Annotated in this window: 21 protein-coding genes; 6 read left to right on the forward strand and 15 right to left on the reverse strand. The window is 64.8% G+C overall.

What is annotated here, in order from left to right; translation table 11 throughout:
- Nucleotides 1-4: 4 nt before the first annotated feature.
- Complete coding sequence (gene fdxA / locus ACHL_RS12795) at nt 5-331, reverse strand: ferredoxin (RefSeq protein ID WP_009356972.1); 327 nt, start codon at nt 329-331, stop codon at nt 5-7.
- Nucleotides 332-464: 133 nt separating this feature from the next.
- On the opposite strand from fdxA, the gene ACHL_RS12800 reads away from it, so the two are divergent.
- A complete protein-coding gene (locus tag ACHL_RS12800) occupies nt 465-704 on the forward strand; it encodes a putative acetyltransferase (protein WP_050767093.1) in 240 nt (79 codons plus the stop codon).
- A gap of 69 nt (nt 705-773) precedes the next feature.
- On the opposite strand, the gene typA is transcribed toward ACHL_RS12800, so the two are convergent.
- Nucleotides 774-2,702 carry a translational GTPase TypA gene (typA, locus tag ACHL_RS12805; RefSeq protein WP_015937710.1) on the reverse strand — a complete coding sequence of 643 codons (1,929 nt, stop codon included), beginning with the start codon at nt 2,700-2,702 and terminating at the stop codon, nt 774-776.
- 272 nt (nt 2,703-2,974) lie between these two features.
- Between typA and ACHL_RS12810 the strand changes: the two genes are divergently transcribed.
- Nucleotides 2,975-3,889, forward strand: coding sequence for an SGNH/GDSL hydrolase family protein (locus tag ACHL_RS12810; protein WP_015937711.1), 915 nt, complete (start codon nt 2,975-2,977; stop codon nt 3,887-3,889).
- Between the two features lie 61 nt (nt 3,890-3,950).
- On the opposite strand, the gene ACHL_RS12815 is transcribed toward ACHL_RS12810, so the two are convergent.
- The 6 genes from ACHL_RS12815 to ACHL_RS12840 all read right to left on the reverse strand — a co-directional run bounded on the left by ACHL_RS12815 (nt 3,951) and on the right by ACHL_RS12840 (nt 13,117).
- Complete coding sequence (locus tag ACHL_RS12815; protein ID WP_043794049.1) at nt 3,951-5,657, reverse strand: dipeptide ABC transporter ATP-binding protein; 1,707 nt, start codon at nt 5,655-5,657, stop codon at nt 3,951-3,953.
- Between the two features lie 11 nt (nt 5,658-5,668).
- Nucleotides 5,669-6,613, reverse strand: coding sequence for an ABC transporter permease (locus tag ACHL_RS12820; RefSeq protein ID WP_015937713.1), 945 nt, complete (start codon nt 6,611-6,613; stop codon nt 5,669-5,671).
- The gene (locus ACHL_RS12825; RefSeq protein ID WP_015937714.1) at nt 6,603-7,532 is read right to left on the reverse strand and encodes an ABC transporter permease; all 930 of its coding nucleotides are present in this window, start codon (nt 7,530-7,532) and stop codon (nt 6,603-6,605) included. The genes ACHL_RS12820 and ACHL_RS12825 overlap by 11 nt, the downstream gene beginning before the upstream one ends.
- Before the next feature lie 123 nt (nt 7,533-7,655).
- Nucleotides 7,656-9,341: a peptide ABC transporter substrate-binding protein gene (locus ACHL_RS12830; protein ID WP_015937715.1), complete on the reverse strand. Its 1,686-nt coding sequence runs from the start codon at nt 9,339-9,341 to the stop codon at nt 7,656-7,658.
- 270 nt (nt 9,342-9,611) lie between these two features.
- The gene (locus ACHL_RS12835) at nt 9,612-11,390 is read right to left on the reverse strand and encodes an ABC transporter family substrate-binding protein (protein ID WP_015937716.1); all 1,779 of its coding nucleotides are present in this window, start codon (nt 11,388-11,390) and stop codon (nt 9,612-9,614) included.
- 113 nt (nt 11,391-11,503) lie between these two features.
- Nucleotides 11,504-13,117: a cryptochrome/photolyase family protein gene (locus ACHL_RS12840; protein ID WP_015937717.1), complete on the reverse strand. Its 1,614-nt coding sequence runs from the start codon at nt 13,115-13,117 to the stop codon at nt 11,504-11,506.
- 153 nt (nt 13,118-13,270) lie between these two features.
- On the opposite strand from ACHL_RS12840, the gene ACHL_RS12845 reads away from it, so the two are divergent.
- The gene (locus ACHL_RS12845) at nt 13,271-14,323 is read left to right on the forward strand and encodes an LLM class flavin-dependent oxidoreductase (RefSeq protein WP_015937718.1); all 1,053 of its coding nucleotides are present in this window, start codon (nt 13,271-13,273) and stop codon (nt 14,321-14,323) included.
- Here the strand turns inward: ACHL_RS12845 and ACHL_RS12850 are convergent.
- The 3 genes from ACHL_RS12850 to ychF form a co-directional block, all read right to left on the reverse strand.
- Nucleotides 14,320-14,973: an SDR family NAD(P)-dependent oxidoreductase gene (locus ACHL_RS12850; protein ID WP_015937719.1), complete on the reverse strand. Its 654-nt coding sequence runs from the start codon at nt 14,971-14,973 to the stop codon at nt 14,320-14,322. The genes ACHL_RS12845 and ACHL_RS12850 overlap by 4 nt on opposite strands.
- A gap of 97 nt (nt 14,974-15,070) precedes the next feature.
- A complete protein-coding gene (locus tag ACHL_RS12855; RefSeq protein WP_015937720.1) occupies nt 15,071-15,514 on the reverse strand; it encodes a hypothetical protein in 444 nt (147 codons plus the stop codon).
- A 116-nt stretch (nt 15,515-15,630) separates the two neighbouring features.
- Nucleotides 15,631-16,716, reverse strand: a complete 1,086-nt coding sequence (gene ychF / locus ACHL_RS12860; RefSeq protein WP_043794686.1) for a redox-regulated ATPase YchF — start codon at nt 16,714-16,716, stop codon at nt 15,631-15,633.
- A gap of 90 nt (nt 16,717-16,806) precedes the next feature.
- On the opposite strand from ychF, the gene ACHL_RS12865 reads away from it, so the two are divergent.
- Nucleotides 16,807-18,048, forward strand: a complete 1,242-nt coding sequence (locus ACHL_RS12865; protein ID WP_043794054.1) for a DNA recombination protein RmuC — start codon at nt 16,807-16,809, stop codon at nt 18,046-18,048.
- A gap of 10 nt (nt 18,049-18,058) precedes the next feature.
- Here ACHL_RS12865 and ACHL_RS12870 read toward each other — a convergent pair whose 3' ends face one another.
- A complete protein-coding gene (locus ACHL_RS12870; RefSeq protein ID WP_015937723.1) occupies nt 18,059-19,138 on the reverse strand; it encodes a 4-hydroxy-3-methylbut-2-enyl diphosphate reductase in 1,080 nt (359 codons plus the stop codon).
- Between the two features lie 9 nt (nt 19,139-19,147).
- Entirely contained in the window at nt 19,148-19,999 is an 852-nt protein-coding gene (locus ACHL_RS12875; protein ID WP_015937724.1) for a hypothetical protein, read from the reverse strand.
- A gap of 222 nt (nt 20,000-20,221) precedes the next feature.
- Here ACHL_RS12875 and xseA point away from each other — a divergent pair, with 222 nt between their 5' ends.
- Together xseA and ACHL_RS12885 are read left to right on the forward strand one after the other, a co-directional pair.
- The gene (gene xseA / locus ACHL_RS12880; protein ID WP_015937725.1) at nt 20,222-21,568 is read left to right on the forward strand and encodes an exodeoxyribonuclease VII large subunit; all 1,347 of its coding nucleotides are present in this window, start codon (nt 20,222-20,224) and stop codon (nt 21,566-21,568) included.
- Nucleotides 21,565-21,783, forward strand: coding sequence for an exodeoxyribonuclease VII small subunit (locus ACHL_RS12885; protein WP_015937726.1), 219 nt, complete (start codon nt 21,565-21,567; stop codon nt 21,781-21,783). Before xseA ends, ACHL_RS12885 begins: the two co-directional genes overlap by 4 nt.
- Nucleotides 21,784-21,802: 19 nt before the next feature.
- Here ACHL_RS12885 and ACHL_RS12890 read toward each other — a convergent pair whose 3' ends face one another.
- Together ACHL_RS12890 and ACHL_RS12895 are read right to left on the reverse strand one after the other, a co-directional pair.
- On the reverse strand, nt 21,803-22,657 hold the full coding sequence (locus ACHL_RS12890) for a polyphosphate kinase 2 family protein (RefSeq protein WP_015937727.1): 855 nt from the start codon (nt 22,655-22,657) through the stop codon (nt 21,803-21,805).
- 49 nt (nt 22,658-22,706) lie between these two features.
- Nucleotides 22,707-23,927 carry a pyridoxal phosphate-dependent aminotransferase gene (locus ACHL_RS12895; protein ID WP_015937728.1) on the reverse strand — a complete coding sequence of 407 codons (1,221 nt, stop codon included), beginning with the start codon at nt 23,925-23,927 and terminating at the stop codon, nt 22,707-22,709.
- Between the last annotated feature and the right edge of the window lie 123 nt (nt 23,928-24,050).

Consider the following 24,050-nt stretch of genomic DNA (forward strand, 5'->3'; position numbering starts at 1 on the left):
CGTATCAGTGGTCTTGGTTCTGCGGGGGCAGCGCGGCGATCATCGGGTGGTCCTTGCCCGTGTTGCCGATCTTCGCGGCTCCGCCCGGCGAGCCGAGGTCGTCGAAGAACTCGACGTTTGCCTTGTAGTAGTCAGCCCACTCGTCCGGGGTGTCATCCTCGTAGTAGATGGCTTCCACGGGGCACACCGGTTCACACGCGCCGCAGTCGACGCATTCGTCCGGATGGATGTACAGCGAACGCTCGCCCTCATAGATGCAGTCGACCGGGCATTCCTCGATGCATGCCTTGTCCTTGACATCTACACACGGCTGCGCGATTACGTACGTCACGTCCCTGGCCTCTCCACGTTGGTTCCGGCATCCCGCCGGCTCTTTCGCCCGGCGCGGCCGGACTATTGACATCTGAGCCTATTATCTCCCACGCCGTTCCCGCGAACCTAGCCGGGCCTCCTAGTATGAAGTGGTGACGCTGCCCACCCCCGCTCCCGCCGGTTTCCTGTCCGCTGCCACCCCCGGAACCCGCGTCGTAGTGCGGTACCGGATCGAGGGGGGCTTCACTGACGCGCTGGGCCACCTTGTCTCGTGCGACGGTTGTGCGTGCACCGTACGGACGCGGCAGGCCGACGTCGTCATCCCCCTCGCTGCCGTGGTGGCGGCTAAGGAGGTCCCGCCCGCTCCGGAACGGCGCCGCCCGCGGGCCTGAACTGCAAACCGGTTAAACGCGGAATGCCGCCGGCATGGAGCCAGCGGCATTCTGCGTTGTTGCGGTGTGTTACGACTTCGCGCGGGCGCGGGCGGCCTTGGCACGCTCGTTGGTGTCCAGGATGACCTTGCGGATGCGGATGGCATCCGGGGTCACCTCAACGCACTCGTCCTCGCGGGCGAACTCGAGGGATTCCTCGAGGGTGAGCTCGCGCGGCGGCGTCAGGTTCTCGAACGAATCCGAGGAAGCGGCACGCATGTTGGTGAGCTTCTTTTCCTTGGTGATGTTGACGTCCATGTCGTCGGCGCGGGAGTTCTCGCCGACGATCATGCCCTCGTACACCTCGGAGGTGGGCTTCACGAAGAAGGAGCCACGTTCCTGCAGGTTGATCATGGCGAACGGGGTGACCACACCGGCCCGGTCAGCAACCATTGAACCGTTGGTGCGGTACTCGATGGGGCCGGCCCACGGCTCGTAGCCTTCGGAGATGGAGGCCGCGATGCCGGCGCCGCGGGTGTCGGTCAGGAACCGGGTACGGAAACCGATCAGGCCACGGGCCGGAACGATGAACTCCATGCGGCACCAGCCGGTGCCGTGGTTGGCCATGTTGGTCATGCGGCCCTTGCGGGCAGCCATCAGCTGGGTGACAGCACCGAGGTACTCTTCGGGCACGTCGATGGTCATGTGTTCCATCGGCTCGTGGACCTTGCCGTCAACGGTCTTGGTCACAACCTGCGGCTTGCCCACGGTCAGTTCGAAGCCTTCGCGGCGCATCTGCTCCACGAGGATGGCCAGGGCCAGCTCGCCACGGCCCTGGACTTCCCAGGCGTCGGGACGCTCGGTGGGGAGGACCTTGATGGAGACGTTACCGATCAGTTCCTTGTCCAGGCGGTCCTTCACCTGGCGCGCGGTCACCTTGGCGCCCTTGACCTTGCCGGCCAGCGGCGAGGTGTTGATACCGATGGTCATGGAGATCGCGGGATCGTCCACGGTGATCAGCGGCAACGGCTGCGGGTTCTCAGCGTCGGTCAGGGTCTCACCAATGGTGATTTCCTCGATACCGGCAACGGCGACGATCTCGCCGGGGCCTGCGGACTCGGCCGGGACGCGGTCCAGAGCCTTGGTGGCCAGCAGTTCGGTGATCTTGACGTTCTTCAGTTCACCGTTGGCGCGTGCCCAGGCAACGGTCTGGCCCTTGCGCAGGGTGCCGTTGTAGATGCGGAGCAGGGCGAGGCGGCCAAGGAACGGGGACGCGTCAAGGTTGGTGACGTGGGCCTGGAGGACGCCCTCGGGGTTGTACGTGGGAGCGGGGATGTGCTCGATGATGGTCTTGAACAGCGGCTCAAGGTCCTCGTTGTCCGGAGCGGAGCCGTTGGCTGGCTGCTCGAGGGAGGCGCGGCCAACCTTGGCTGCAGCGTAAACCACGGGAACTTCCAGGACCTTGTCCAGGTCGAGGTCCGGAACTTCGTCCGCAAGGTCCGAAGCGAGGCCCAGCAGGAGGTCCATGGACTCGTGCACAACTTCGTCGATGCGGGCGTCAGGGCGGTCGGTCTTGTTGACCAGCAGGATGACGGGAAGGTGTGCGGCCAGGGCCTTGCGGAGAACGAAGCGCGTCTGCGGCAGCGGACCTTCAGACGAGTCGACGAGCAGCACGACGCCGTCAACCATGGACAGGCCGCGCTCCACCTCGCCACCGAAGTCGGCGTGGCCGGGGGTGTCGATGACGTTGATGGTGATGGTTTCGCCGTTGGACGACGGTCCGTTGTAGGCCACAGTGGTGTTCTTGGCCAGGATGGTGATGCCCTTTTCGCGTTCCAGGTCACCGGAGTCCATCACGCGGTCTTCGAGGTGGTTGTGTTCGGCAAAGGAGTTGGTCTGCTTGAGCATGGCGTCAACCAGTGTGGTCTTGCCGTGGTCAACGTGGGCCACAATCGCGACGTTGCGGAGGTCACTGCGCGAGGCAGTGGCTACCGCGGTGTTGGTGGTGGTTTCAGACATGCGTAAAGACTCGATTCCGTGGGTCAGATGTAGTCATCGCGACATTTCCAACCGAAACGCACGACGGATCAGGCCCTTAACACAGGGCTCCTTCATTAAGCATAACGGCAGTGGCAAGTGATGGCCTAAATCCGCACGGGAACCCGCTGGAATCCGCCCCTCTGCCGGCCGCCCGCGGGACGGAAATTGAGAGCTGTCACACTCACTGGATAAATACGGATTTATGCCCCATTATTGCTGGTGATGAGCAGCGAATCCCACGAGAAACCAGCATGCGTCCCGCATCCGCTTTAACGCGGATCGCGGTATTTGCCATCGCCGCCGGCATTGTCCTGGCGGCTCCGGGCCAACCGGCACAACTTCCGGAGTCTGACGTCCCAGCGGCCACGGCCAGCCCGGACCAGGTCCCGCCTTCACTGCTCAGGGCTGCTGCGACGGACCCGGCGGATGCGCCCCGGTACACGCCGGGCGCGGACCTCTCCGAGGTCCTCTCCCGCCCGGCCATGCGTCCAGGGGAGGTCTACCGGAATCCGGTGTTCGGCCGGAACGAGGTGGTCGTGGCGAATGTCCGGAACACCGCTGTCCTGATCGGAGACTCCCAGTCGGTTCCGGACGACAGCTGGCCGCGCCGAGCTCTGGCTGCCCTTGGCTACAACGTCCACTTCTGCGGGTATGGCGGAACCGGTTTCACGGCGGCCAACGGCAAGGTGGGCAACTACATCGATGCGCTGGAGCGCGGCGACTGGATGTTGCCGGTGGGAACTCCAGGCCTGGTGGTGATTGAAGGCGGCGGCAACGACGCTGCCCGCGGCGCCTCGGATGCCCAGATCACCGCTAATGCCAACCGCCTTGTACAGGCCATGAGAGCCCGCTACCCAACCACCAGCATGGTGATGGTGGGCACCCTGGCGAAGGGTGCCAACAACGGTGGCGGTCGCCGGAGCCAGGTGGACAACCTGCTCTCCACCATCGCGGCAAAGCAGGGCATCACCTTCGTCAGTGCAGGAGACTGGCTGACTAAATACAACCTCACACAGCACTTGGCGGACCCTGTCCACATGGACAGCGAAGGCCGGAAGGCGCTGGGGACGGTGCTGGAGCGCCGCTTCCGGGAACTGGGAATTCCGGACATCACGGCCGCAGCGGCGGCGCCTGCACAGGCCGGAGCCGGCAGCAAGAAGGGCTGAGGCCCCGCTCCTTTCGGAATGGCGCCCCAGCCCTTCAGCTGTGCAGCGACGGATCGCGGCCTTATGCCACTTCCGGCGGCAGCATCAGCTTCGCACCCGGGATGGCGTTCAGGAGTGCCCTGGTGTACTCCTGCTGCGGCGACTCGAAGACCTCGTCGGTGGTTCCGGTTTCCACCAGGCGGCCCTTCTCCATGACGCAGACATGGTCGGCAATCTGCCGGACGACTGCCAGGTCGTGGGTGATGAAGAGATAGGTCAGGCCCAGGTTCGACTGCAGGTCAGCAAGCAGGTTCAGGACCTGCGCCTGGACCAGGACGTCCAGTGCGGACACTGCCTCGTCACAGATGATGACCTCGGGGTCCAGCGCGAGGGCGCGGGCAATGGCAACGCGCTGGCGCTGGCCTCCGGAGAGCTCGTTCGGGTACCGCTGCATGGCGGACTGGGGCAGTGCCACCTGGTCCAGCAGTTCCCGTACCTTCTTCTCCCGGCTGGCCGCATCACCGATCTTGTGGACGCGCAACGGCTCCTCGATGGTGCGGTAGATGTTGTACATCGGGTCCAGGGATCCGTACGGGTCCTGGAAGATCGGCTGGACACGCCGGCGGAACTTGAACAGGTCCCCGGCCTTCAGCAGCGACGTATCCACGCCGTCAAAGAGGATCTTGCCGTCGGTAGGCGTCTCAAGCTGGAGCACCATCTTGGCCACCGTGGACTTGCCCGAACCGGACTCCCCCACGATCGCCGTCGTTGTTCCCCGTTTGACGTCGAAGCTCACGCCATCCACGGCCGCGAAGTCCGTGGCTTTACCCAGGCCCTGGCGGAGCTTGTACACCTTTCGCAGGTCCTGGATCTGCAGCACGTTGTCCGCGACGGACGTTTCCGCTGCAGGAGCCAGCATGTCTGCCGTCTCCACGCCCTGTTCCTTGGCTGCCTGGATGCGCCGGCTGGCAAGGGATGGCGCCGACTCAACCAGGCGCTTCGTGTAGGGGTGCTGCGGATTGCGGAGCAGTTCCAGTGACGGTCCTGCTTCCACTACGCGTCCCTGGTACATGACCACCACTTTGTTGGCACGTTCTGCCGCCAGGCCCAGGTCGTGGGTGATCAGCAGCACCGAGGTGCCAAGTTCGGTGGTCATGGTGTCCAGGTGGTCCAGGATCTGCCGCTGGACTGTCACGTCCAGGGCAGACGTGGGCTCATCGGCAATGAGCAGGCGCGGCTGGCATGACAGGCCAATGGCAATCAGTGCACGCTGGCGCATACCGCCGGAGAACTCATGCGGATATTGGTTTGCGCGGCGCTTGGCATCGGGCAGGCCGGCTTCGGACAGCACCTTGGCGATGTCCTCCGGGCCGCTTGGACGGCCATTGGCGCGCAGGGTCTCCCGTACCTGGTAACCGATCTTCCACACCGGGTTGAGGTTGGACATCGGGTCCTGGGGAACCATGCCGATGGTGTTTCCGCGCAGCTCGATCATCCGCTGCTCGCTGGCGTGGGAAATGTCTTCGCCGTCAAGCAGGATCTGGCCGCCGGAGACGCTGCCGTTGTTGGGCAGCAGTCCAATGGCTGCCAGTGCCGTGGTGGATTTGCCCGACCCGGACTCCCCCACAATGGCTACCGTCTCACCGGGCATGATGGTCAGGTGTGCGTTGCGCACGGCCTGGACTTCACCGCTGCCGGTCTTGAAGGTGATGGCAAGGTCGCGGATTTCCAGAAGGGGCTTGTTGCCGTTGGCGCGGGCCTCGCCGATGCTGACGTCTGGGGTTGTCATCTCTTTATCTCTCATCGCTGGCGGCTCTTCGGGTCGAGGGCGTCACGGACGGCGTCGCCCAGCATGATGAAGCTCAGCACGGTGATGGACAGCGCTGCAGCGGGGAACAGCAGGATTTCGGGCCGGGTCCGGATGGAGGCCTGGGCACCTGCAATGTCATTGCCCCACGACATGATGCTCTGCGGCAGTCCGATGCCCAGGAAGGACAGCGTGGCTTCGGCCACGATGAACACGCCCAGTTCCAGCGTTGCCAGCACGATGATCGGTGCCAGGGCGTTGGGCAGGACGTGCCGGACCAGCGCCTTGAACTTCGACACGCCCAGTGCCTGGGCCGCGGTGACGAAGTCTGCGTTACGTACTTCTATGACGGCGCCGCGGGTGATGCGGGCCATCTGCGGCCAGGCCAGCAGCGATATGACAAACACCACTGTCCACACGCTCTTGTTCTCGCGGAACAGGGGCAGCTGGGTGATCACCAGCGCACCGAGGATCAGCGGCAGTGCGAAGAAGATGTCGCCGAGGCGGGCCAGGACGGCGTCGATCCAGCCGCCGTAGTAGCCAGCCAATGCGCCGAGGGTTACACCGATCACCAGTACGCAGAGCACCGAAAGGATGCCGACGGACAGTGATGCCTGGGTGCCGTGGATGACGCGCGAGTAGATGTCGCAACCCTGGAAAGTAAACCCGAACGGGTGTCCGGCGGTGGGCCCGCCTTCCGAGTTCCCGAGTTCGCAGCCGTCGTTCGGCGGGGTGGACGTGAAGAGGCCGGGGAACAGCGCAATCACGATCAGGGCAAGGATCAGCAGCGACGAGATGATAAACAGCGGACGACGGCGGAGCTTGCGCCACGCGTCTGCCCACAGGCTGAGCGGGGCTTGGTCGGTCTTGACCGCGTCCGTCGCCTGCAGCGGGGTTTCATCGATGGGCGCCACGAAGTGGCTGTTGTTACTGGTCATAGCGAATCCTCGGGTCAAGCCAGGCGTACAGGAGATCAACGAGCAGGTTGGACACCACGAACACCAGCACCAGCACGCTGACGATGGACACGATGGTGGGGCCCTCAGTGCGCAGGACTGCCTGGTACAGCTTGTTGCCGACGCCCGGGACGTTGAAGATGCCTTCGGTAACGATGGCGCCGCCCATCAGGCCGCCGAGGTTGGCGCCGAGGTAGGTCACCACGGGGATCAGCGAGTTGCGCAGGATGTGTGCCAGGACCACCCGGGGCCGGGAGAGGCCCTTGGCGGTGGCGGTCCGGACGTAGTCCGCGTTCATGTTCTCGCTGACCGATGCACGGGTCAGCCTGAGGACGTACGCGAAGGACACCAGGCCCAGCACGACGGCGGGCAGCAGCAGGCTGCCCCAGTCGGCGTTGGCGCCCACTGTGGGTTTCGCCCAGCCAAGCTGGACACCGAAGACCAGCTGGAATACGAAGCCCAGCACGAAGGTGGGGACTGCGATGACGACGAGGGACGCCACCAGGACGGTGGAGTCAAACCAGCCGCCGCGGCGGAGGCCGGCGAAGACGCCGAAAGCCACACCGAAGATGGCCTGGATGGCAAGCGCTTCGATGGCCAGCATCGCCGTTACCGGGAAGACGCGGGCGAGGCTTGCCGCGATGGGCTGGCCGGTGAAGTCGTTGCCGAGGTTGAACGTGAAGAGGTTCTTCAGAAACAGCCCGTACTGGACGAAGAATGGTTCATCAAGGTGGTACTGGCTGCGAAGGGTATCGATGACTGCCTGGGGTGGCTGGCGGTCGCCGAACAGTGCCGCGATGGGATCGCCGGGAAGGGCGAACACCATGTAGTACACGAGGAGGGTGGTGCCGATGAAGACAGGGATCACCTGGAGGAGCCGGCGAAGGATAAAGCGGACCACGGTATCACCAGCCTTCCGGGGAGGAAGTGAACAGGTTCATGCATACCTTCCTGCCGTGCAAGCCAATGGGGGCCCGGCCGTAACCGGACCCCCATTAGCCTTGGCGGCAAGTTAGATCAAAGACTACTTAGCCGTGATGTTGTAGTAGAGGATGCTGCCGTTCCAGCCGGTCTCGGCCTTCACGACATTGTTGCTCCACACGATCGGACGTGCCTGGTCCCACAGGGGCAGGCCGGGCAGATCCTCGAACAGCACTTCCTGTGCCTGGTTGAACTTGGCGTTTGCATCCTCGGTGGACGTGGCAGCCAGGCCCTCCTTGAGGAGCTTGTCGAACTCGGGGTTCGTGTACTTCTCGTAGTTGGAGGATGCGTTGGTGCCCCAGACCGGGCCGAGGAAGTTGTACAGCGACGGGTAGTCACCCTGCCAGCCTGCACGGGTCAGGCCGGGGAGCTGCTGGGACTTGCGCAGGTTCAGGACTTCAGCGAACTTGGCGAAGGGCTGGATTTCAGCCTGGATGCCGAGGTTGTTCTTGAAGCCGTTGGCCACGGCGTCGATCCATTCCTTGTTGCCACCATCGGTGTTGGAGGCAATCTGGAGCGGCTTGGAATCGTCGTACGGCTGGATCTTGTTGGCCTGCTCCCAGAGGTCCTTGGCCTTGGCGGCGTCGAACTTCAGGATTTCGCTGCCCTTCAGGCCTTCCTTGAACCCGTCGATGACCGGCGGGACGAAAGCCTTGGCGGGGGTGCGGGTGCCGTTGAAGACAACCTTGGCGATTTCCTCGCGGTTGATGGCGTAGGACAGTGCCTCGCGGCGCAGCTTGCCGGCTTCACCCTGGAAGTTCGGGTTGTACGGCGGGATGTTCAGCGTGGAGTTGGTGGCAACTGCCTTGGTGGCGTTGCGGTCCTGGAAGTCCGTCTCATAGGTCTTCAGGGCGTTGGACGGCAGGACATCGGTGATGTCCAGGTTGTCCGACTGGAGATCCGTGTATGCGGGGCCCGGATCGGTGTAGAACTTGAAGGTCACGCCGCCGTTCTTGGACTCGCGCGGGCCGCTGTAGTCGGCGTTCTTGACGAGGGAAATCGACTGGTCGTGTACCCAGGCGCCTTCCTTCTCGAACTTGTACGGGCCGTTGCCCACCGGGTTCTCACCGAAGGTCTTCGGGTCTGCCAGGGCAGCGGAAGGAAGCGGGAAGAAAGCGGAGTAGCCCAGGCGCAGCGACCAGTCTGCCTCAGGCTGGGCAAGCTTCACGGTGATGGTGGAGTCATCGGTTGCTGCCAGGCCGGACATGGTCTCGGCCGTGGGGGCAGGGGTGGTGGTGGTCTTGCCGTCGGCCGTCTTCTCGCTGTTGACCGCCGATACTTCTTCGTAGCCGGCGATGGACTCAAAGAAGAAGCCGTTGTTCTGCAGGTTCTTCGAGTTGGCGGCGAAGTTCCAGGAGTCAACGAAAGTCTTGGCCGTGATGGCCTCGCCGTTGGTGAACTTCTGGCCCTGCTTGACCTTGATGGTCCAGTTCTGGGCGTCGGAGGAATCAATGGATTCTGCCAACGCATTGACCGGCTTGCCGTCGGCGTCGTAGGTCCGCAGGCCTTCGAAGAGGAGTTCGACGACGCGGCCGCCGTAGACCTCATTGGTGTTGGCCGGCAGCAGCGGGTTCTGTGGTTCGTTGCTGTAGGCCGTGATGACCTTGTTGGGATCGCCGGTGGCGTCGCCGGACCCCTCCGTGGTGCCGCCTCCAGCGCCGCACCCGGTCAGGGCAAGCGCAGCGATTGCCACGATGCCCAGTGCTTTGGAAGTGCGCGTGAAACGCATTCCGCCTCCTATGAGTTGTGGGAGATAACGAGGGGAAATCTGGTGTTTCCCCGCAGGCCGAGGCACAGCTGTGAACTGTGACGGGGCCTACATGTACGAGTAGCCTAACCGCACGAAGTCCAGATACTGGTACTCCGTTGCCAAACCGTGACCGGGGCGTTTGGGACGCGTTAACCGGTTAACGGAAGTTGTGCAAGTCACATGCTACTCGGCGGTAGCGCCACGGCGAAATCGAACCGTGGCCTGCATCACCCATCTGCCGGGTGGGAATCAGTTCTTGGTCCCCTGCTCGGCAAGGCGCCAATCCGAGACGTTCCACCACACGCCGAGGGGTCCCGGGCTGGGTTTCACACCGGTCACCCGGGCGTTGAAGGCTATGGCTCCGACCGTCTGGTAAAGCGGCAGTCCGTACGCTTTCTCCCAGACGCGCTTATCGATCCCCGCCAGCAGTTCGTCCTGTTTGCCGAGGTCAGTGGTGGTTGCCAGCTGCTCCATTGCCTTGTCCGCGTCGCCGTCGGAGAATCCGTTGAAGTTGCTGCCCGCCCCGGTGCGGAAGATCTGCGGGATGCGGCCCACTCCGGCGCCCGTTCCGATCCACCCCAGCAAAGCGGCGTCGTACCCTGCGCCCCCGAGCGACTTGGCCCAGTCCGCATTTCCCTGGCCGGCATCGACCACTCGGAAACCGGCCTTCTGCGCCGAATCGCGGATCAGGGTGAATGCCTTGGCGCGGTTGGGGTTGTCCCGGTTGTACAGGATGCGGATGGTCGGCGTGGCACCGTCCAGGAGTTCCTTGGCTGCGTCGATGTCCACCTCGGCGTATTCGGCCGAGCCGTTGTTTTTCACAGTATCCGCGTACTTGGGCTGGCCCGGAAGGAAGACCTGCGAATCGAGCGGTTTGGCGTCCGTAATCAGGCCCCCCACCACCGCGTCCACGATGGCCTGCCGGGGCACGGCCTTCAGGAAGGCCTTGCGGACGTCCTCGTCCGCGAAGGGCCCGGAGAAGTTGAGGTCGAGGTGGTCGTACCCCGACTGGCTGTACTGCTCCACCGTGTTTCCCTGGTCCGCCAGGCCGGCGAAGAGGTTCGCGGTGTCGGCGGAAGGCTGCGGCGAGATGATGTCCGCCTGCCCGCTGCGGAGCGCATCAACAGCGGTAGGAAGGGCACCGGTGAACCGGACGTTGATCTCGTCAAGCCACGGCTCGGTCCCCCACACGTAGTCCCGGTTCCGGACGAGTTTCATGGATACTTCCGGAACGATGTCCCGCACGATGTAGGGTCCGCTGGAAAGATACAGGGCGGGGTCGTCGGGCAGGGATTTCGTATCGAATCCGTTGTTCCAGAAATCGCCCACCGTCTTCAACGCCGAATTTACCGCCGGTTTTCCGGGGTTTCCCTTGGGCGCGTCCTTGATCAGGTCCACGAGGTCCTCCTCGTCGCTCAGCCCGGCCTTGGCTGCGACCACATGGGCTGGCAGGCCGACGTCGAACGCGGTCTGCCAGTCCGCGTAAGGCGCGGCGTACTGCAGCGTGATGGACCGGCCGTCGTCGCCGAGCTCGGGGAACGCCGTGCCCGCGAGGCCGCCGGCGGCTGACGCAGCCGAAAAATACCTGGTGCCCGTCCCGGCCGCAGGATCCGCGTCGTCGAAATAACCCGAACCCGCGGCCCAGCTCAGGAGGAGGTCGCCAGCGTCGATCGGCGCGCCGTCGGACCATTTGACGCCTTCGTTGACTGTGTACCGCACCTTAAGCGGGTCATCAGAGACTTTTTCGTAGCGGCCGAACTTGTCGTTCCGGACCACCACGGATTTATCGTCCAGGGAGTAGAAGCCAGAGTGGGTGGCTGCGCCGATCTTGGAGTTGATGTCCGTGTTGCCGTCGGTACTGAACGGGTTGAAGGAGGAAAAAGCGTTGACCTCGGCCACGGTGGCGCTGCCTCCGCGCTTGGCCTCCCCCACTACTACCGGCGCGCTGCCGCCGCCTGAGCAGCCAGAAAGGGCCACTGCGACCACTGCCGCTGCGGTGATGTACTGCATCAGGCGCCTGACTGGCATGCCTCCGCCTCCTTATGTATTCCATCCCGGGGAAGGGGGCCTGGAGTCGCCAGGAACGCGCCCTACACAGTCAGGATACTTTGGTGTCGCCGGCTGGGCGGGGAGGAAGAACCCTACGCCCCGCCTTCCGGCGCCGGCCGCAGCAGCCGTGCGCCGCCGTCGTTCGCTTTTAGCAGCGCTTCCGCGCGGCGCCGGTGGCCGCTCCGTGTGTCCGGATCCATCGAGTCCAGCAGGGCGACTGCCATCCGGGACCGGGAGTTGCGCTCGATGACAGGACGGTGGTCATCTATGAAGGTCCAGTACAGGGCATCCCAGTCGGCGATCCACTCCCCCGGCGGCAGATCGGACATTTTCCGCAGGTAGTTGCTGCCGGAGACGTAGGGCTTGGTGGTGATTCCGGCACCCGAGGCGAACTGGCTCATTGCGTACACGTTGGGCACCATGACCCAGTCGTAGGCGTCCACGTACATGGCCATGAACCATTCGTAGACGTCATGCGGGTGGATGCGCAAGAGGGACATGGCGTTCCCCAGGATCATCAGCCGTTCGATGTGGTGGCTGTATCCGGTGGCGAGCACGCGGGAGATCACCATGTCCACGGGGGCCAGCCCGGTGGCGGCGTCCCACCACCCGGTGCCCAGCCGGTTCCCGTGGTTGAGCAGGTTCGAACTGCGCATCTGCCGGCCGCGGAGGCGGTAGGTGGCGCGCATGTACTCCCGCCATCCGATCAGCTGCCGCACGAAACCCTCGAGCGAAGCCAACGGGGTGTCCTGGCCGGCGCCGTCCAGGACTGAGTCAAGGACTTCGCGGGGGTCCAACAGCCCGATATTGAGTGCCGGCGTGAGCAGCCCGTGGTTGATGAACGGGTGCGCGGCGGAGATGGCGTCCTCGTAGGCGCCAAACCCGGCAAGTCGGTCGCGGACAAACTCCTCCAGGTGTCGGCGGGCCTCCGGCGCGTCGGTGGGCCAGGCAAAGGAAGCAGGGTCTCCGGGGGCGTCTGGAAACTCCTCGCGTACCCAGGCGATGGCTGCCTCCACATCGCTTGAACCGTCGTCGGGGGTGGTCTCCGTCCCGCCGCTTTCGTCCATCAATGCATCCAGGTCGAACATCGCCTGCCCGGCGTTGTTTCCGCTGCTGAACCTTGACACGGTGGCCGGAACGTAACCGCGGGGAAGCTTCTTCCTGTTCTCGGCGTCAAAGGACCACTTGCCGCCGACGGGGCCGCCGCCGTCCACCAGGACATCGAGCCGGCGGCGTTGCCACACGTAGAAGTCGTGCATCCGGGCTGGATTGGCGGCGAACCACTCATCAATCCGACGGCGGTCCGTGAGGAAGTTGGGCGTCTCCAGGACGTCGCCGTCCTGCATGCGGTAGCCGCCGTCAGCGAGGCCGGCGATCAGGTCCTGCTCAAGCCAGTCATCCACGACGTCGAACCAGGTCACCTGCCGCGGGCGGCTGCTGCGAATGAGTTGCCCCAGCTGACTGCGGGACGTGCGGTCAGGATCGCTGGCCAGGACTTCCACTTCATACCCGTGGTTGCGGAGCCGCCCGGCAAACCGAGCCATCGATGCCCGGTGCAGGACCAGCTTGTGGGAGTGGAAGGCGTACTGCCGGAACATGAGGTCGTGCTCGATCAGCACAAAGGCCGTGCCGCCAGCCGGCAGTTCAAGGTGCTGCCCGAAAAGCTGGTGCGGCAGAACGAGGCGCAGGTGCTGGCCGGCTTGCATGCCCCCAACGATAGTTCGAATGTTCTCCGGACGTTGCCGTGCGGACACCGGCTTCACTGTCGCAAACGGTAACCTGCACCCGCCGTGGCCACGGGCGGTAGGCCGGGCAAGCATATTCTGGGGTCAACCACCAGGCCCAAGCAAAGGAAGCCCATGCCAGATCAGAACCGTCCCCTGCGAAAGCTTGGCTTCCTCACCATCGGCCTTTTCGATCCGGCCAACCCGGCCGCGGGTCACGAATCCACGTTGCAGGTGATCGAACTGGGTGAGCGGCTGGGTTTCGACAGCGCGTGGCTGCGGCACCGCCACCTGCAGTTTGGCATTTCCTCGCCCGTGGCCGTCATGGCAGCGGCCAGCCAACGCACATCCCGGATCGAACTTGGCACCGCTGTGACGCCGCTGGGCTGGGAGAATCCCCTTCGCCTGGCCGAGGACCTCGCCACCACGGACCTGCTGGCCGGCGGCCGGATCAATCCGGGCGTCAGCGTCGGCGAGCCGATGCAGTGGGACACGGTCAAGCATGAGCTTTACCCCGACTCGGCCGGCGAAGAGGACTTCAGCTACGCCCGGGTGGAGCGGTTCGCCCGGCTGGTTGCGGGCGAGGTTGTCCGCGATTTCTCGGGCAAGCAGGGTGTGGTGGAAGAGTTTTCCAACCGTGTGGAACCGCATTCGCCGGGCCTGCGCGACCGCCTCTGGTACGGCGCTGCCAGCCGGAAATCCGCAGTCTGGGCAGGCGAAAACGGCTTCAACCTGCTCTCCAGCAGCGTGATCTTTCCTGACGCCGGCGAGGAACCCGACTTCGCGCGGGTCCAGCAGTCCCAAATCCGCGCCTACCGCGCCGCAGCGGCAGCGTCAGGACAGCCGCAGGAGCGGACGCGGGTATCTCAGGGGCTGGTGGTCATTCCCACCGATTCTGCCTCTGCGGCGCAGAGGGAGAAGTACCAGCGGTACGTCGACGAACGCACGCCCCGCACGGCCGCCCCGCAGGGACCCAGGAAGATGATGTTCGCCAAGGACCTCATCGGCACCAGTGAGCAGATCGCGGAACAGTTGTACGCCCACGCGGGTTTCCAGGAGGTCGACGAAGTGGCGTTCGCCCTCCCTTTCAGCTTTGAGCACGAGGACTACGTCCAGATCCTCACCGACATCGCCACCCGGCTGGGCCCGGCCCTTGGCTGGGAACCGGCCGGAGCCGGACGGGCTTAGAAGGCGGTGCTGGGCAGGTCCTTCTCTCCATCGGCGATCGCGGTGATGATCCGCGCTGCAACCAGGTCGGGATCCAGTGCCGCGCCGAATTTCGGCGCTGACCCGGCAATCGGATGCTCCGAAAGGGCGGTGCCGGTGTGGCCCGGGCGTGCGTCCAGGATCCGGATGCCCGCCCGGCGATACTCGCGGGCCGTTGCGACGACGAAGGCCGCGAGTCCAGCCTTCGACGCCGAGTAGGCAGCGAGGCCAGCGACGGGCGCCTCGGCGACAACGCCACTTAGTGTCACAACGAAGGGTTCCCGGCCCTCGCGTGCGGACGCCGCGAGGTAACGCTGGCTCTGGGTGATGAGGTGGATCGGGCCAGTGGTGTTCACAGCGAAAAGTTCGTCCACTGTGCCGGGTTCAAGGTCAGATGCGGCGCCGAAGGCAACGACCCCTGACGCGACCACTACCCCGTCGAGGCGCCCGTACTGCGCATTCGTGTCTTCCAGCACCGATTGGGTCACGGAGGGTACGCGCAGATCGTGCCCATCTGACTTTGAGGACCTGGCGACGATGGCGCCGCTGCTCTCCAACTGGGCAGCGATGCGCGAACCGAGTCCGCCGCTGGCGCCGACTACCAGAACCACCGCTCCCCGAAGAGTCGTCATGGAGAGATCCTAAATTAAGTACGGCGGGCAGCCCAGAGCGAGTCCCCTTGCCTGAAGGCAGGATTGGCGGGCCCGTCCGGGGTGGAGGATGGCGGCTTCACCGGACGGGGCGCCTGAATGGGCCGGGCCACCACCAACGGGACCGGGATCGGAGCTCAGCCCTGCGACGGGCCGCATCGAGATAGTCCTCGAGGGCCGGTTCAAAAACGGACGGAGGCAGATTCAGCGTCGCACGGCTCAACTGGCGTCCTGACAGCAGCTCGCTGATCGCCCCCGGAATCATCCGCATCCCCTGGGTGCCCTTCACGGACCGCCTGAGCCGTCCGCCTTGCTCCGTGAGCCGCATCGCCCAGGCTGCGTCGACCTCGGCAAGGCCGGAACCGACCAGCATCGCCATCGCCGCCTCTACCCGTTCCCTTGAAGGGACGTCGGCCTGCAGCATGTCCCAACCCGGCAGTACCATACTGAGCGTCGAGGGACGCTTCGCATCACGCAGCAGGGTCATGAGCGTCGCTGCGTCAGACATTTCCATGCGGTTCATGCCGATCAGGCTAGCTCACTCCGAGCTGGCCCAGCCACGGAGCGAGCTCCGTCCCGAAAGAACGCTGCGTGGCCCAGCACCCCGGCCGGCGATTCCCGGGAGGCACCGGACCTGACCTAGACGTTGAAGCGGAACTCCACCACGTCGCCGTCGGCCATGACGTATTCCTTGCCTTCGATGCGGACCTTGCCGCGGGCCTTCGCCTCGGCCATGGAACCGGCATCGACGAGGTCGTCGAAGGAGACCACCTCGGCCTTGATGAAGCCGCGCTGGAAGTCCGAGTGGATGACGCCGGCGGCCTGGGGTGCTGTGTCGCCCTGGTGGATGGTCCAGGCGCGGGTTTCCTTGGGGCCGGCGGTCAGGTAGGTCTGCAGCCCCAGCGTGTGGAACCCGACGCGGGCCAGCTGGTCGAGTCCGGACTCTTCCTGGCCGTTCATCTCCAGCATTTCGCGAGCCTCCTCCTCGTCAAGTTCAACGAGGTCGGCTTCGAGCTTGGCATCGAGGAAGACGGCGTCCGCCGGGGCAACCATGGCGCGCAGTTCGTCCTGCTTCTCCGGGCTGCCCAGGATTCCCTCATCCGCGTTGAAGACGTAGATCACCGGTTTGGCGGTCAGGAGGCCGAGCTCCTTGAGGTGCTCCATCTCAAGCTTGTCGCTCTTGATCGAGGAAGTGATGGTGTCGCCGCGCTCCAGCACCGCCTGCGCTGCCTTGATGGCGGCAAGCTCGGCGGCTTCGCGCTTCTTGATCTTGACTTCTTTTTCGATCCGGGGAATGGCGTTCTCGATGGTCTGAAGGTCCGCCAGGATCAGCTCGGTGTTGATGATCTCCATGTCCGAGCGGGGATCGACCTTGCCGTCGACGTGGATGACATCGGGGTCATCGAACACGCGGATAACCTGCGCGATGGCCTGGGCCTCGCGGATGTTGGCAAGGAACTTGTTGCCGAGGCCTTCGCCCTCCGATGCGCCCTTCACAATCCCGGCGATGTCCACGAAGGACACCGGAGCGGGCAGCAGTCGCTGGGAACCGAAGATCTCGGCCAGCTTCGCGAGCCGCGGGTCCGGCAGGTTCACGACGCCGACGTTCGGTTCAATGGTGGCGAACGGGTAGTTCGCCGCCAGGACCTGGTTGCGGGTCAGCGCGTTGAAGAGGGTTGATTTGCCGACGTTGGGCAGTCCGACGATGCCAATAGTAAGAGCCACGAGCACTGATTCTACCCGCAGCGGCCCGTCCGCCCGTACCGGCGGATGTCACTCGCGTGGATTGTCAGTGCCCCGTGCGACAGTGAAGTCATGGATGGATTTGCCTTGATTCTTGCCCTTTTGATGCTGCTGGTAGGCGCCCTGGCCGGTGCCGCCGCCACCTACTTTGTGCTGCGGAAGAACACCCACGGCGTTGAAGCTGACTTCGACGCCGTGTCCGCCCGGCTGTCGGAGGTCAGTGCGCAGTTTGCCGCGGCCGACGCCGAACGCCGGCTTTTGGCGGCACAGAACCGGGAGCTGGGTGAGGCCAGGTCGCAGGATGGCAGCGTACTGCGCGCCCTTGCCCCGGTGGCGGAGAAGCTCACTGCAGTCCAGCAGCAGGTGGCGCTGCTGGAACGCGACCGTGTGGAGCAGTACGGCCAGCTCGCCCAGCAGCTCCAGGAAGCACGCCTCTCCGATGAGCAGCTGATGAGGTCCACGCATGCCCTTGAATCAGCCCTGCGGTCCAACAGCGCCAGGGGCCAGTGGGGTGAAGTCCAGCTGCGGCGGGTGGTAGAGGCTGCGGGCATGCTGCGCCATGTTGATTTCGTGGAGCAGGTCCACAGCGCAGGCAGCGACACCACAGTCCGTCCCGACCTTGTGGTTCAACTTCCCGGCGAGAAGATCCTCGTGGTGGACGCCAAGGTCCCGCTGTCCGCCTACCTTGAGGCGCAGGAAATGGGCGCCTCTGCGGTTCACTTGGCGCAGCACGCCGACGCCCGGCCGGCAGCCTTGTCGGGCTCCGACCGCCGTTCGCAGCAGGCGCTCCTGGCTGCCCACGCAAAGGCCTTGCGGGCCCACGTGGATGCGCTGGGCAACAAGAGGTACTGGGACATTCCGGGGAACTCCCCCGAGCTGGTTGTCTGTTTCATCCCTGCAGAATCGATCCTTGCGGCTGCCCTGGAAGCCGACGCGGGGCTTCTGGACCACGCACTGTCCAAGAACGTTGTCCTGGCGTCGCCGGGGACCCTGCTGGCCGTGCTGAAGTCGGTGGCGTTCACGTGGCGGCAGGACGTGCTGACGGACAATGCCCGGGAGCTGTTTGATCTCGCCCGGCAGCTCTATGACCGGATGGGAACCCTGGGAGAAAACGTCACCAAGCTGGGGTCATCGCTGAAGACGTCCGTAGACCGTTACAACTCCCTGGTGGGGACTCTGGAGGCCCGTGTACTTCCCACGGCCCGCAAGCTGAACACCCTGGACGAAGCGGGCCTGGTCTCGCCTGCGCCCGTCGAGGTCACTCCCCGCGCCCTTGCAGCCCCTGAACTCCAGCAGGACGGGGCCGCCGCGTAGGGCGCGGACGTCAGTCGCGCGGCCGGCGTCCGCCGAGGGCGCGGCTGACGTCGCCGGCCTGCTTCAGGGTGGCACGGAGTTCCTTGGGCAGCGAAAAGAGGAGGTCTTCCTCTGCGGTGACCACTTCTTCCACACTTCCGTAGCCGTACTCAGCGAGCAGCCGGAGAACGTCCTGGACCAGCACCTCAGGAACGGAGGCGCCAGAGGTCACACCGACGGTTGCCACGCCTTCAAACCACGCTTCGTCCACCTGGTTGGCGAAGTCCACGCGGTAGGACGCCTTGGCGCCGTATTCCAGGGCCACTTCCACCAGCCGCACGGAGTTCGAGGAGTTTGCGGATCCCACCACGATGACCAAGTCCGCCTGGGGCGAGATTTTCTTGATGGCCACCTGCCGGTTGGTGGTGGCGTAGCAGATGTCGTCGCTGGGCGGGTCTTGGAGGGTGGGAAAACGCTCCTTCAGCAGGCGGACAGTTTCCATGGTTTCGTCGACGCTGAGGGTGGTCTGTGAGAGCCAGATGACCTTTTCAGGGTCACGCACGGTGACCTTGTCCACCTCGTGGGGGCCGTTGATGATCTGGATGTGGTCCGGCGCTTCGCCCGCCGTCCCTTCCACTTCCTCGTGGCCGTCGTGGCCGATCAGGAGGATATCGAAATCATCTTTCGCGAACCGTACGGCTTCCTTGTGCACCTTCGTCACCAGGGGGCAGGTGGCGTCGATGGTGCGCAGTCCACGCTGGCCCGCCGACTCGACGACGGCCGGTGAGACTCCATGAGCGGAGAAGATGACCAGCGCGCCTTCGGGAACCTCGTCCGTCTCGTCAACGAAGACAGCACCCTTTTCTTCGAGGGAGCTGACCACATGCACGTTGTGCACGATCTGCTTGCGGACGTAGACCGGAGGACCATAGTGTTCCAGTGCCTTTTCGACGGCAATCACGGCACGGTCAACTCCCGCGCAGTAGCCGCGCGGGGCGGCGAGCAGTACTTTTTTAGCCCCGGTGACCGGCGCTGCAGCTGCTACTTCCTCGGGCGAGCGGCGCCTACGCGGGACGGTTGGCATCGAGAGGGAAACAGCTGTGGAGGTCATCCCTCCATGCTACCGGGTTGCCCGGGGCCGCCTCCGCGACGCGGCTCCGCCCACGAGCGCCAGCACCAGCAGCACCCCGCCGGTGACGGCGGTGGCCAGGGTCCAGGCTCCGAAGTTGGCTGCGGCAGCGGGTACGAACCCGTCGCGGAACAGGTTTGCCACGTCGTTGCCCGTGTCTGTTGCGAGCGCCAGGGCAGTGCCGGCATCCGTGGCGAGCTTCCAGGCGCCGGCCATCAGGAGGGCGCCGATGCCGGCAGCAGCCACCACTGTCCAGCGGCGGCGGGCCGCCACCAGGGCGAGGAGGAACGCGACACCTGAACCGATGGCCAGCAGGTAACCCAGTGGCGCGTACGTCACGAGGCGCTCCACCCATTCCCGGTGGTCCGGCTGGCCGACAGTGATCAGCGTCTCCTGCGGCGCATCGAGGGGAATCCCGCTGGTCCGGGAAATTTCCTCCACCCCGAGAGCCACCAGGGGCGCGACGTCGAGCGTCAGTGATGAAGCCTGCCCGTCAGCGCCGGCATCACCGGCCGTGGGGGCGAAACTGAGGTGGTGGCTCTTCCGAAGCGTCTCGTCCCAGGCCGCCGGATAGCCGGGAAGCCCGGTCAGCGTTGTTGCCGCGTTCTCCAAAACAGGCTGTACGAGGCCTTCCAGGAACCCGGGAACGGCGCTGGTGTCGATGGTCCCCACGGCCGCTGTCGCCAGTTGCTGCCGGAATTCGGCGTCCTGCCCCATGGGCGCCGCAAGGCTCACGAAGCCGTCTTCGCCGACGATGTTGCGGTCCAGCCAGATGGCAGGGACCGCCACGGCGGCCAGCAGGACGCCCAGCACGGCAGCCAAGGCGGAAACGAAAGTGCGCACAGCAGGTCCTTCAGGTTGATGGCGGTAACCCCATCCTAGGCAGGTAACCTGACCGGGCCCTGTCAGTCCCGCGTGCTATTGCTTATGGATATGGTTGAAGAACCGGTACCCGAAGCATTTTTCTAATAAAGCTTTTTCTGACACAGCATTTTTTGACAGCCTCGTTGTCACAGCCACCAAAGGACCCCATGCCCGCAGTTCCAGCCCCGCAGGGGCATCCGCATGTCTGAGCAGTCACCCCTGCCGGACACCGGGCCTACCACCCTGCCGGCCACGGCCGCTGAAACCACGCCGGACAACCCGTGGCCCCTGCAGTTGCTCTCACAGAAGCTGAAAGTCCATATCGACCGCACTCCCTCTGCCTGGGTGGAGGGCCAGGTCATCGAGATGAACCGCCGGGGAGGCAACGCCTACCTGACCCTGCGCGACGTCGATGCTGAGGTGTCGCTGCCTGCGTCTGTGTGGACCAAGGTCCTGGAACGCAAGAATCTTCCCCTGGAGCGCGGATCACGGGTTGTTGCCCTGCTCAAACCCGAATTTTGGTTGAAGACCGGCCGGCTGAACATGCAGGTCCGGGATATCCGGCCGGTCGGCCTGGGGGACCTCCTCGCGCGCATCGAACGGCTCCGGCAGGCCCTCGCAGCGGAGGGATTGTTCGCTGATTCGAGGAAAAGGCCCCTCCCCCTGCTGCCGCACCGCATCGGCCTCATTACCGGCCGGGACTCGGACGCAAAGAAGGACGTCGTGCGCAACGCCGCACTGCGCTGGCCCGCCGTCGAATTCGAGATCCGCGAAGTTGCGGTCCAGGGCAACAGCGCCGTGTCGCAGGTGGTGCGCGCCCTCCGGGAACTGGATGGCCTCCCGGAAGTCGATGTGATCGTCATCGCCCGGGGCGGTGGAGCGCTGGAGGACCTGCTGCCGTTCAACAGCGAAGAGCTGGTCCGGGCGGTAGCGGCGGCAACCACGCCAGTAGTCAGCGCCATCGGGCATGAAGCCGACCGGCCGCTGCTCGACGACGTTGCCGACCTTCGCGCGTCCACTCCCACGGATGCCGCGAAGCGGATCGTTCCGGAGGTTTCCGAAGAGCTGGCCGGTGTCCGGCAGGCCCGTGAACAGCTGCGCCGCTGCATCGAACGCCTGGTGGACCGGGAATCCGACCGGCTGGCCGCCCTCCATTCCCGCCCCGTCCTGGCGTCACCGGAAGGACTGGTCACTGTCCGCAGCGAGGAAATTGAACGGCTGCTCCGGCGGTCATCAACGGCCGTGAACTCCACGGTGGTCCGTGCCGGCGACCGGCTGGAGCACCTCAGGACCCAGGTACGCGCCCTGTCCCCGCAGAAGACGCTGGACCGCGGCTACGCGGTGGTCGAGCTCGCAGGGCCGCACGCAGCATCATCAGCCTCCGGCCACGCAGTGGTGCGGCACCCGGCCGATGCTCCGGCGGGGCAGCCCCTGGCCATCCGCGTCGCCGAAGGCCGGTTTGGCGCCACGTCCACCGGGACCGGCAGCCCCGGGGAAAATTCAACAACACCTGAACAGCACCATCCGGAAACGGGAGAAACAACATGACCGAGCAGACGCCGGATAACGGCACCGCCGCACTGAGCTACGAGGAAGCCCGCGAACAGCTCATCGCCGTCGTGGGCCGCCTTGAGGCAGGCGGCGCCAGCCTCGAGGAATCCCTGGCCCTGTGGGAACGCGGCGAAGCCTTGGCGGCCCGCTGCGAGGAATGGCTTGAAGGCGCGCGCAAACGGCTCGCCGCCGCCCGGGACCAGCCGCTTTAGGCACCAAGCGGAGTTCGTCTTAGGAACGGACCACCAGCTCGCGTTGCGTGGCAACGTCGAACTCTGCTTTCGGCCACTCAAGGTTCAAGCCGCTCATCGCGCCCAGCAGCAGCTGCTGGACAGCTATCCGGGCGTACCACTTCTTGTTCGCCGGCACCACGTGCCAAGGCGCGTGCGGTGTGCCTGTCGCATCGATGGCTGCCTGGTAGGCCGCCATATAGTCCTCCCAGAACGCCCGCTCCTGCAGGTCCCCGGTGCTGTACTTCCAGTGCTTTGAGGGGTCGTCCAGCCTGGCCAGCAGCCTGGATTTCTGCTCCTCCGCGCTGATGTGGAGCATGACCTTCACCACGGTGGTCCCCGAGTCCGCCAGCCGCGCCTCGAACTCGTTAATGGCCACGTAGCGGCGCTTGATTTCATCGGGGCTGGCCCAGCGGTGGACCCGGTGGATCAGAACGTCCTCGTAGTGCGAACGGTCAAAAACCCCCACCATGCCCACCGCCGGCACTTCCTTCTCGATGCGCCAGAGGAAGTCATAGGACTTCTCCTCATCCGTGGGTGCCTTGAACGCCTTGAACTGGACACCCTGCGGGTCCATGGCCGCCATGACGTGGTTGACGATCCCGCCCTTGCCGGCAGTGTCCATGGCCTGGAGGATCAGCAGGACCCGTTTCCGGCTCCCAAAGCGGGAGGCGGCGAACAGCTTTTCCTGAAGCTCCGTGAGCGTGCTGTCCATCCCGGCCAGAAGCGCCCTGCCGTCTTCCTTGGATCCCGTGTAGCCGGGCGTGGAATCGGGGTCGACGTCCGCGAGGACGAACCCTTTCCCCGCACGAAGCGTCTCGGACGGATGCTCATCGAATGTCTCGGGGCCGGCCATGGGTTTCCTTTCGCGCTGCACTCCCGGGCGCTGAGCCCGTGAGCACAGGCTAGTTCCCCTGGTACCTGCTGAGGAAGTCCCCCATCCGGCCAACAGCTTCTTCGATGTCCTTGACGTTGGGCAGGGTCACCATGCGGAAGTGGTCCGGCCGCACCCAGTTGAAGGCCCGGCCATGGGATACCAGGATTTTCTGCTCACGCAGTAGATCCAGGACAAACTTCTCGTCGTCGCGGATGTGATAGACCTCGGGGTCAAGCCGTGGGAACAGGTACAGGGCTCCCTTGGCCTGCTGGGTGCTGACACCCGGAATGGCGTTGAGCATCTCGTAGGCCTTGTTGCGCTGTTCGAGCAGCCGGCCGCCGGGCAGGATGAGGTCGTTGATGCTCTGGTACCCGCCAAGGGCCGTCTGGATGGCGTGCTGGGCGGGAACATTGGCGCACAGGCGCATGTTGGCCAGGAGGCTGATGCCCTCTAGGTAGTCCGCAGCGTCTTTCTTGGGGCCTGAAATTGCCATCCAACCGGCCCGGTACCCGCAGACACGGTAGGCCTTGGACAGTCCGCTGAAGGTCAGGCACAGGACGTCGTCACCGGTCAGCCCGGCCATGTTCACGTGGACGGCGTCCTCGTAGAGGATCTTTTCGTAGATCTCATCGGCGAAGAGCACCAGGCCATGCTTTTCGGCCAGGGCAACGATCCGCTTCAGCGTCTCTTCGGGGTAGACGGCACCGGTGGGGTTGTTGGGGTTGATCACCACGATGCCCTTGGTGCGGGGCGTGATCTTCGCTTCCATGTCCTCAAGGTCAGGCTGCCAGCCGGATTCCTCGTCGCACAGGTAGTGCACGGGCTTTCCGCCGGCGAGGGCCACGGATGCTGTCCACAGCGGGTAGTCCGGAGTGGGGATGAGGACTTCGTCGCCGGAATCCAGGAGGGCCATCAGCGACATGGTGATCAGTTCGCTGACGCCGTTTCCCAAGTAGATGTCGTCTACGTGGATGTTCTGGATACCGCGGGTCTGGTAGTACTGCGAGACGGCGGTGCGGGCCGAGAAGATGCCTCGGGAATCGCTGTAGCCCTGGGCGTGCGGCAGGTGGCGGATCATGTCCACCAGAATGGCGTCGGGAGCCTCGAATCCGAACGGGGCGGGATTACCGATGTTCAGCTTCAGGATGCGGTGGCCCTCCGCTTCCATTTGCTGGGCGGCCTGCAGGATGGGTCCACGGATGTCGTAAAGGACGTTGTTGAGCTTCGTGGACTGCCTGAATTCTGCCATTCATCAAATATGCCACAGGAAGGATGGACAGCCGCTGAGACCTCGCCCACATAAGGACGACGGCGGCTGCCGGACTTCTGAAAGTCCGGCAGCCGCAGTCGTCATGGCGAAGCAAGCCCCGCG

It is taken from the genome of Pseudarthrobacter chlorophenolicus A6 (assembly GCF_000022025.1).
GTDB lineage: Bacteria > Actinomycetota > Actinomycetes > Actinomycetales > Micrococcaceae > Arthrobacter > Arthrobacter chlorophenolicus.

Bases quoted from the DNA above. Each gene is read 5' to 3' on its own strand.
- ACHL_RS12835 (WP_015937716.1), bottom strand. From the start codon at position 11,390: ATGCCAGTCAGGCGCCTGATGCAGTACATCACCGCAGCGGCAGTGGTC.
- ACHL_RS12895 (WP_015937728.1), bottom strand. From the start codon at position 23,927: ATGGCAGAATTCAGGCAGTCCACGAAGCTCAACAACGTCCTTTACGAC.
- ACHL_RS12885 (WP_015937726.1), top strand. From the start codon at position 21,565: ATGACCGAGCAGACGCCGGATAACGGCACCGCCGCACTGAGCTACGAG.
- ACHL_RS12820 (WP_015937713.1), bottom strand. From the start codon at position 6,613: ATGACCAGTAACAACAGCCACTTCGTGGCGCCCATCGATGAAACCCCG.
- ACHL_RS12865 (WP_043794054.1), top strand. From the start codon at position 16,807: ATGGATGGATTTGCCTTGATTCTTGCCCTTTTGATGCTGCTGGTAGGC.
- ACHL_RS12890 (WP_015937727.1), bottom strand. From the start codon at position 22,657: ATGGCCGGCCCCGAGACATTCGATGAGCATCCGTCCGAGACGCTTCGT.
- ACHL_RS12830 (WP_015937715.1), bottom strand. From the start codon at position 9,341: ATGCGTTTCACGCGCACTTCCAAAGCACTGGGCATCGTGGCAATCGCT.
- ACHL_RS12845 (WP_015937718.1), top strand. From the start codon at position 13,271: ATGCCAGATCAGAACCGTCCCCTGCGAAAGCTTGGCTTCCTCACCATC.
- ACHL_RS12815 (WP_043794049.1), bottom strand. From the start codon at position 5,657: ATGACAACCCCAGACGTCAGCATCGGCGAGGCCCGCGCCAACGGCAAC.
- ACHL_RS12855 (WP_015937720.1), bottom strand. From the start codon at position 15,514: ATGAACCGCATGGAAATGTCTGACGCAGCGACGCTCATGACCCTGCTG.
- ACHL_RS12850 (WP_015937719.1), bottom strand. From the start codon at position 14,973: ATGACGACTCTTCGGGGAGCGGTGGTTCTGGTAGTCGGCGCCAGCGGC.
- ACHL_RS12840 (WP_015937717.1), bottom strand. From the start codon at position 13,117: ATGCAAGCCGGCCAGCACCTGCGCCTCGTTCTGCCGCACCAGCTTTTC.
- xseA (WP_015937725.1), top strand. From the start codon at position 20,222: ATGTCTGAGCAGTCACCCCTGCCGGACACCGGGCCTACCACCCTGCCG.
- ACHL_RS12870 (WP_015937723.1), bottom strand. From the start codon at position 19,138: ATGACCTCCACAGCTGTTTCCCTCTCGATGCCAACCGTCCCGCGTAGG.
- ACHL_RS12810 (WP_015937711.1), top strand. From the start codon at position 2,975: ATGCGTCCCGCATCCGCTTTAACGCGGATCGCGGTATTTGCCATCGCC.
- typA (WP_015937710.1), bottom strand. From the start codon at position 2,702: ATGTCTGAAACCACCACCAACACCGCGGTAGCCACTGCCTCGCGCAGT.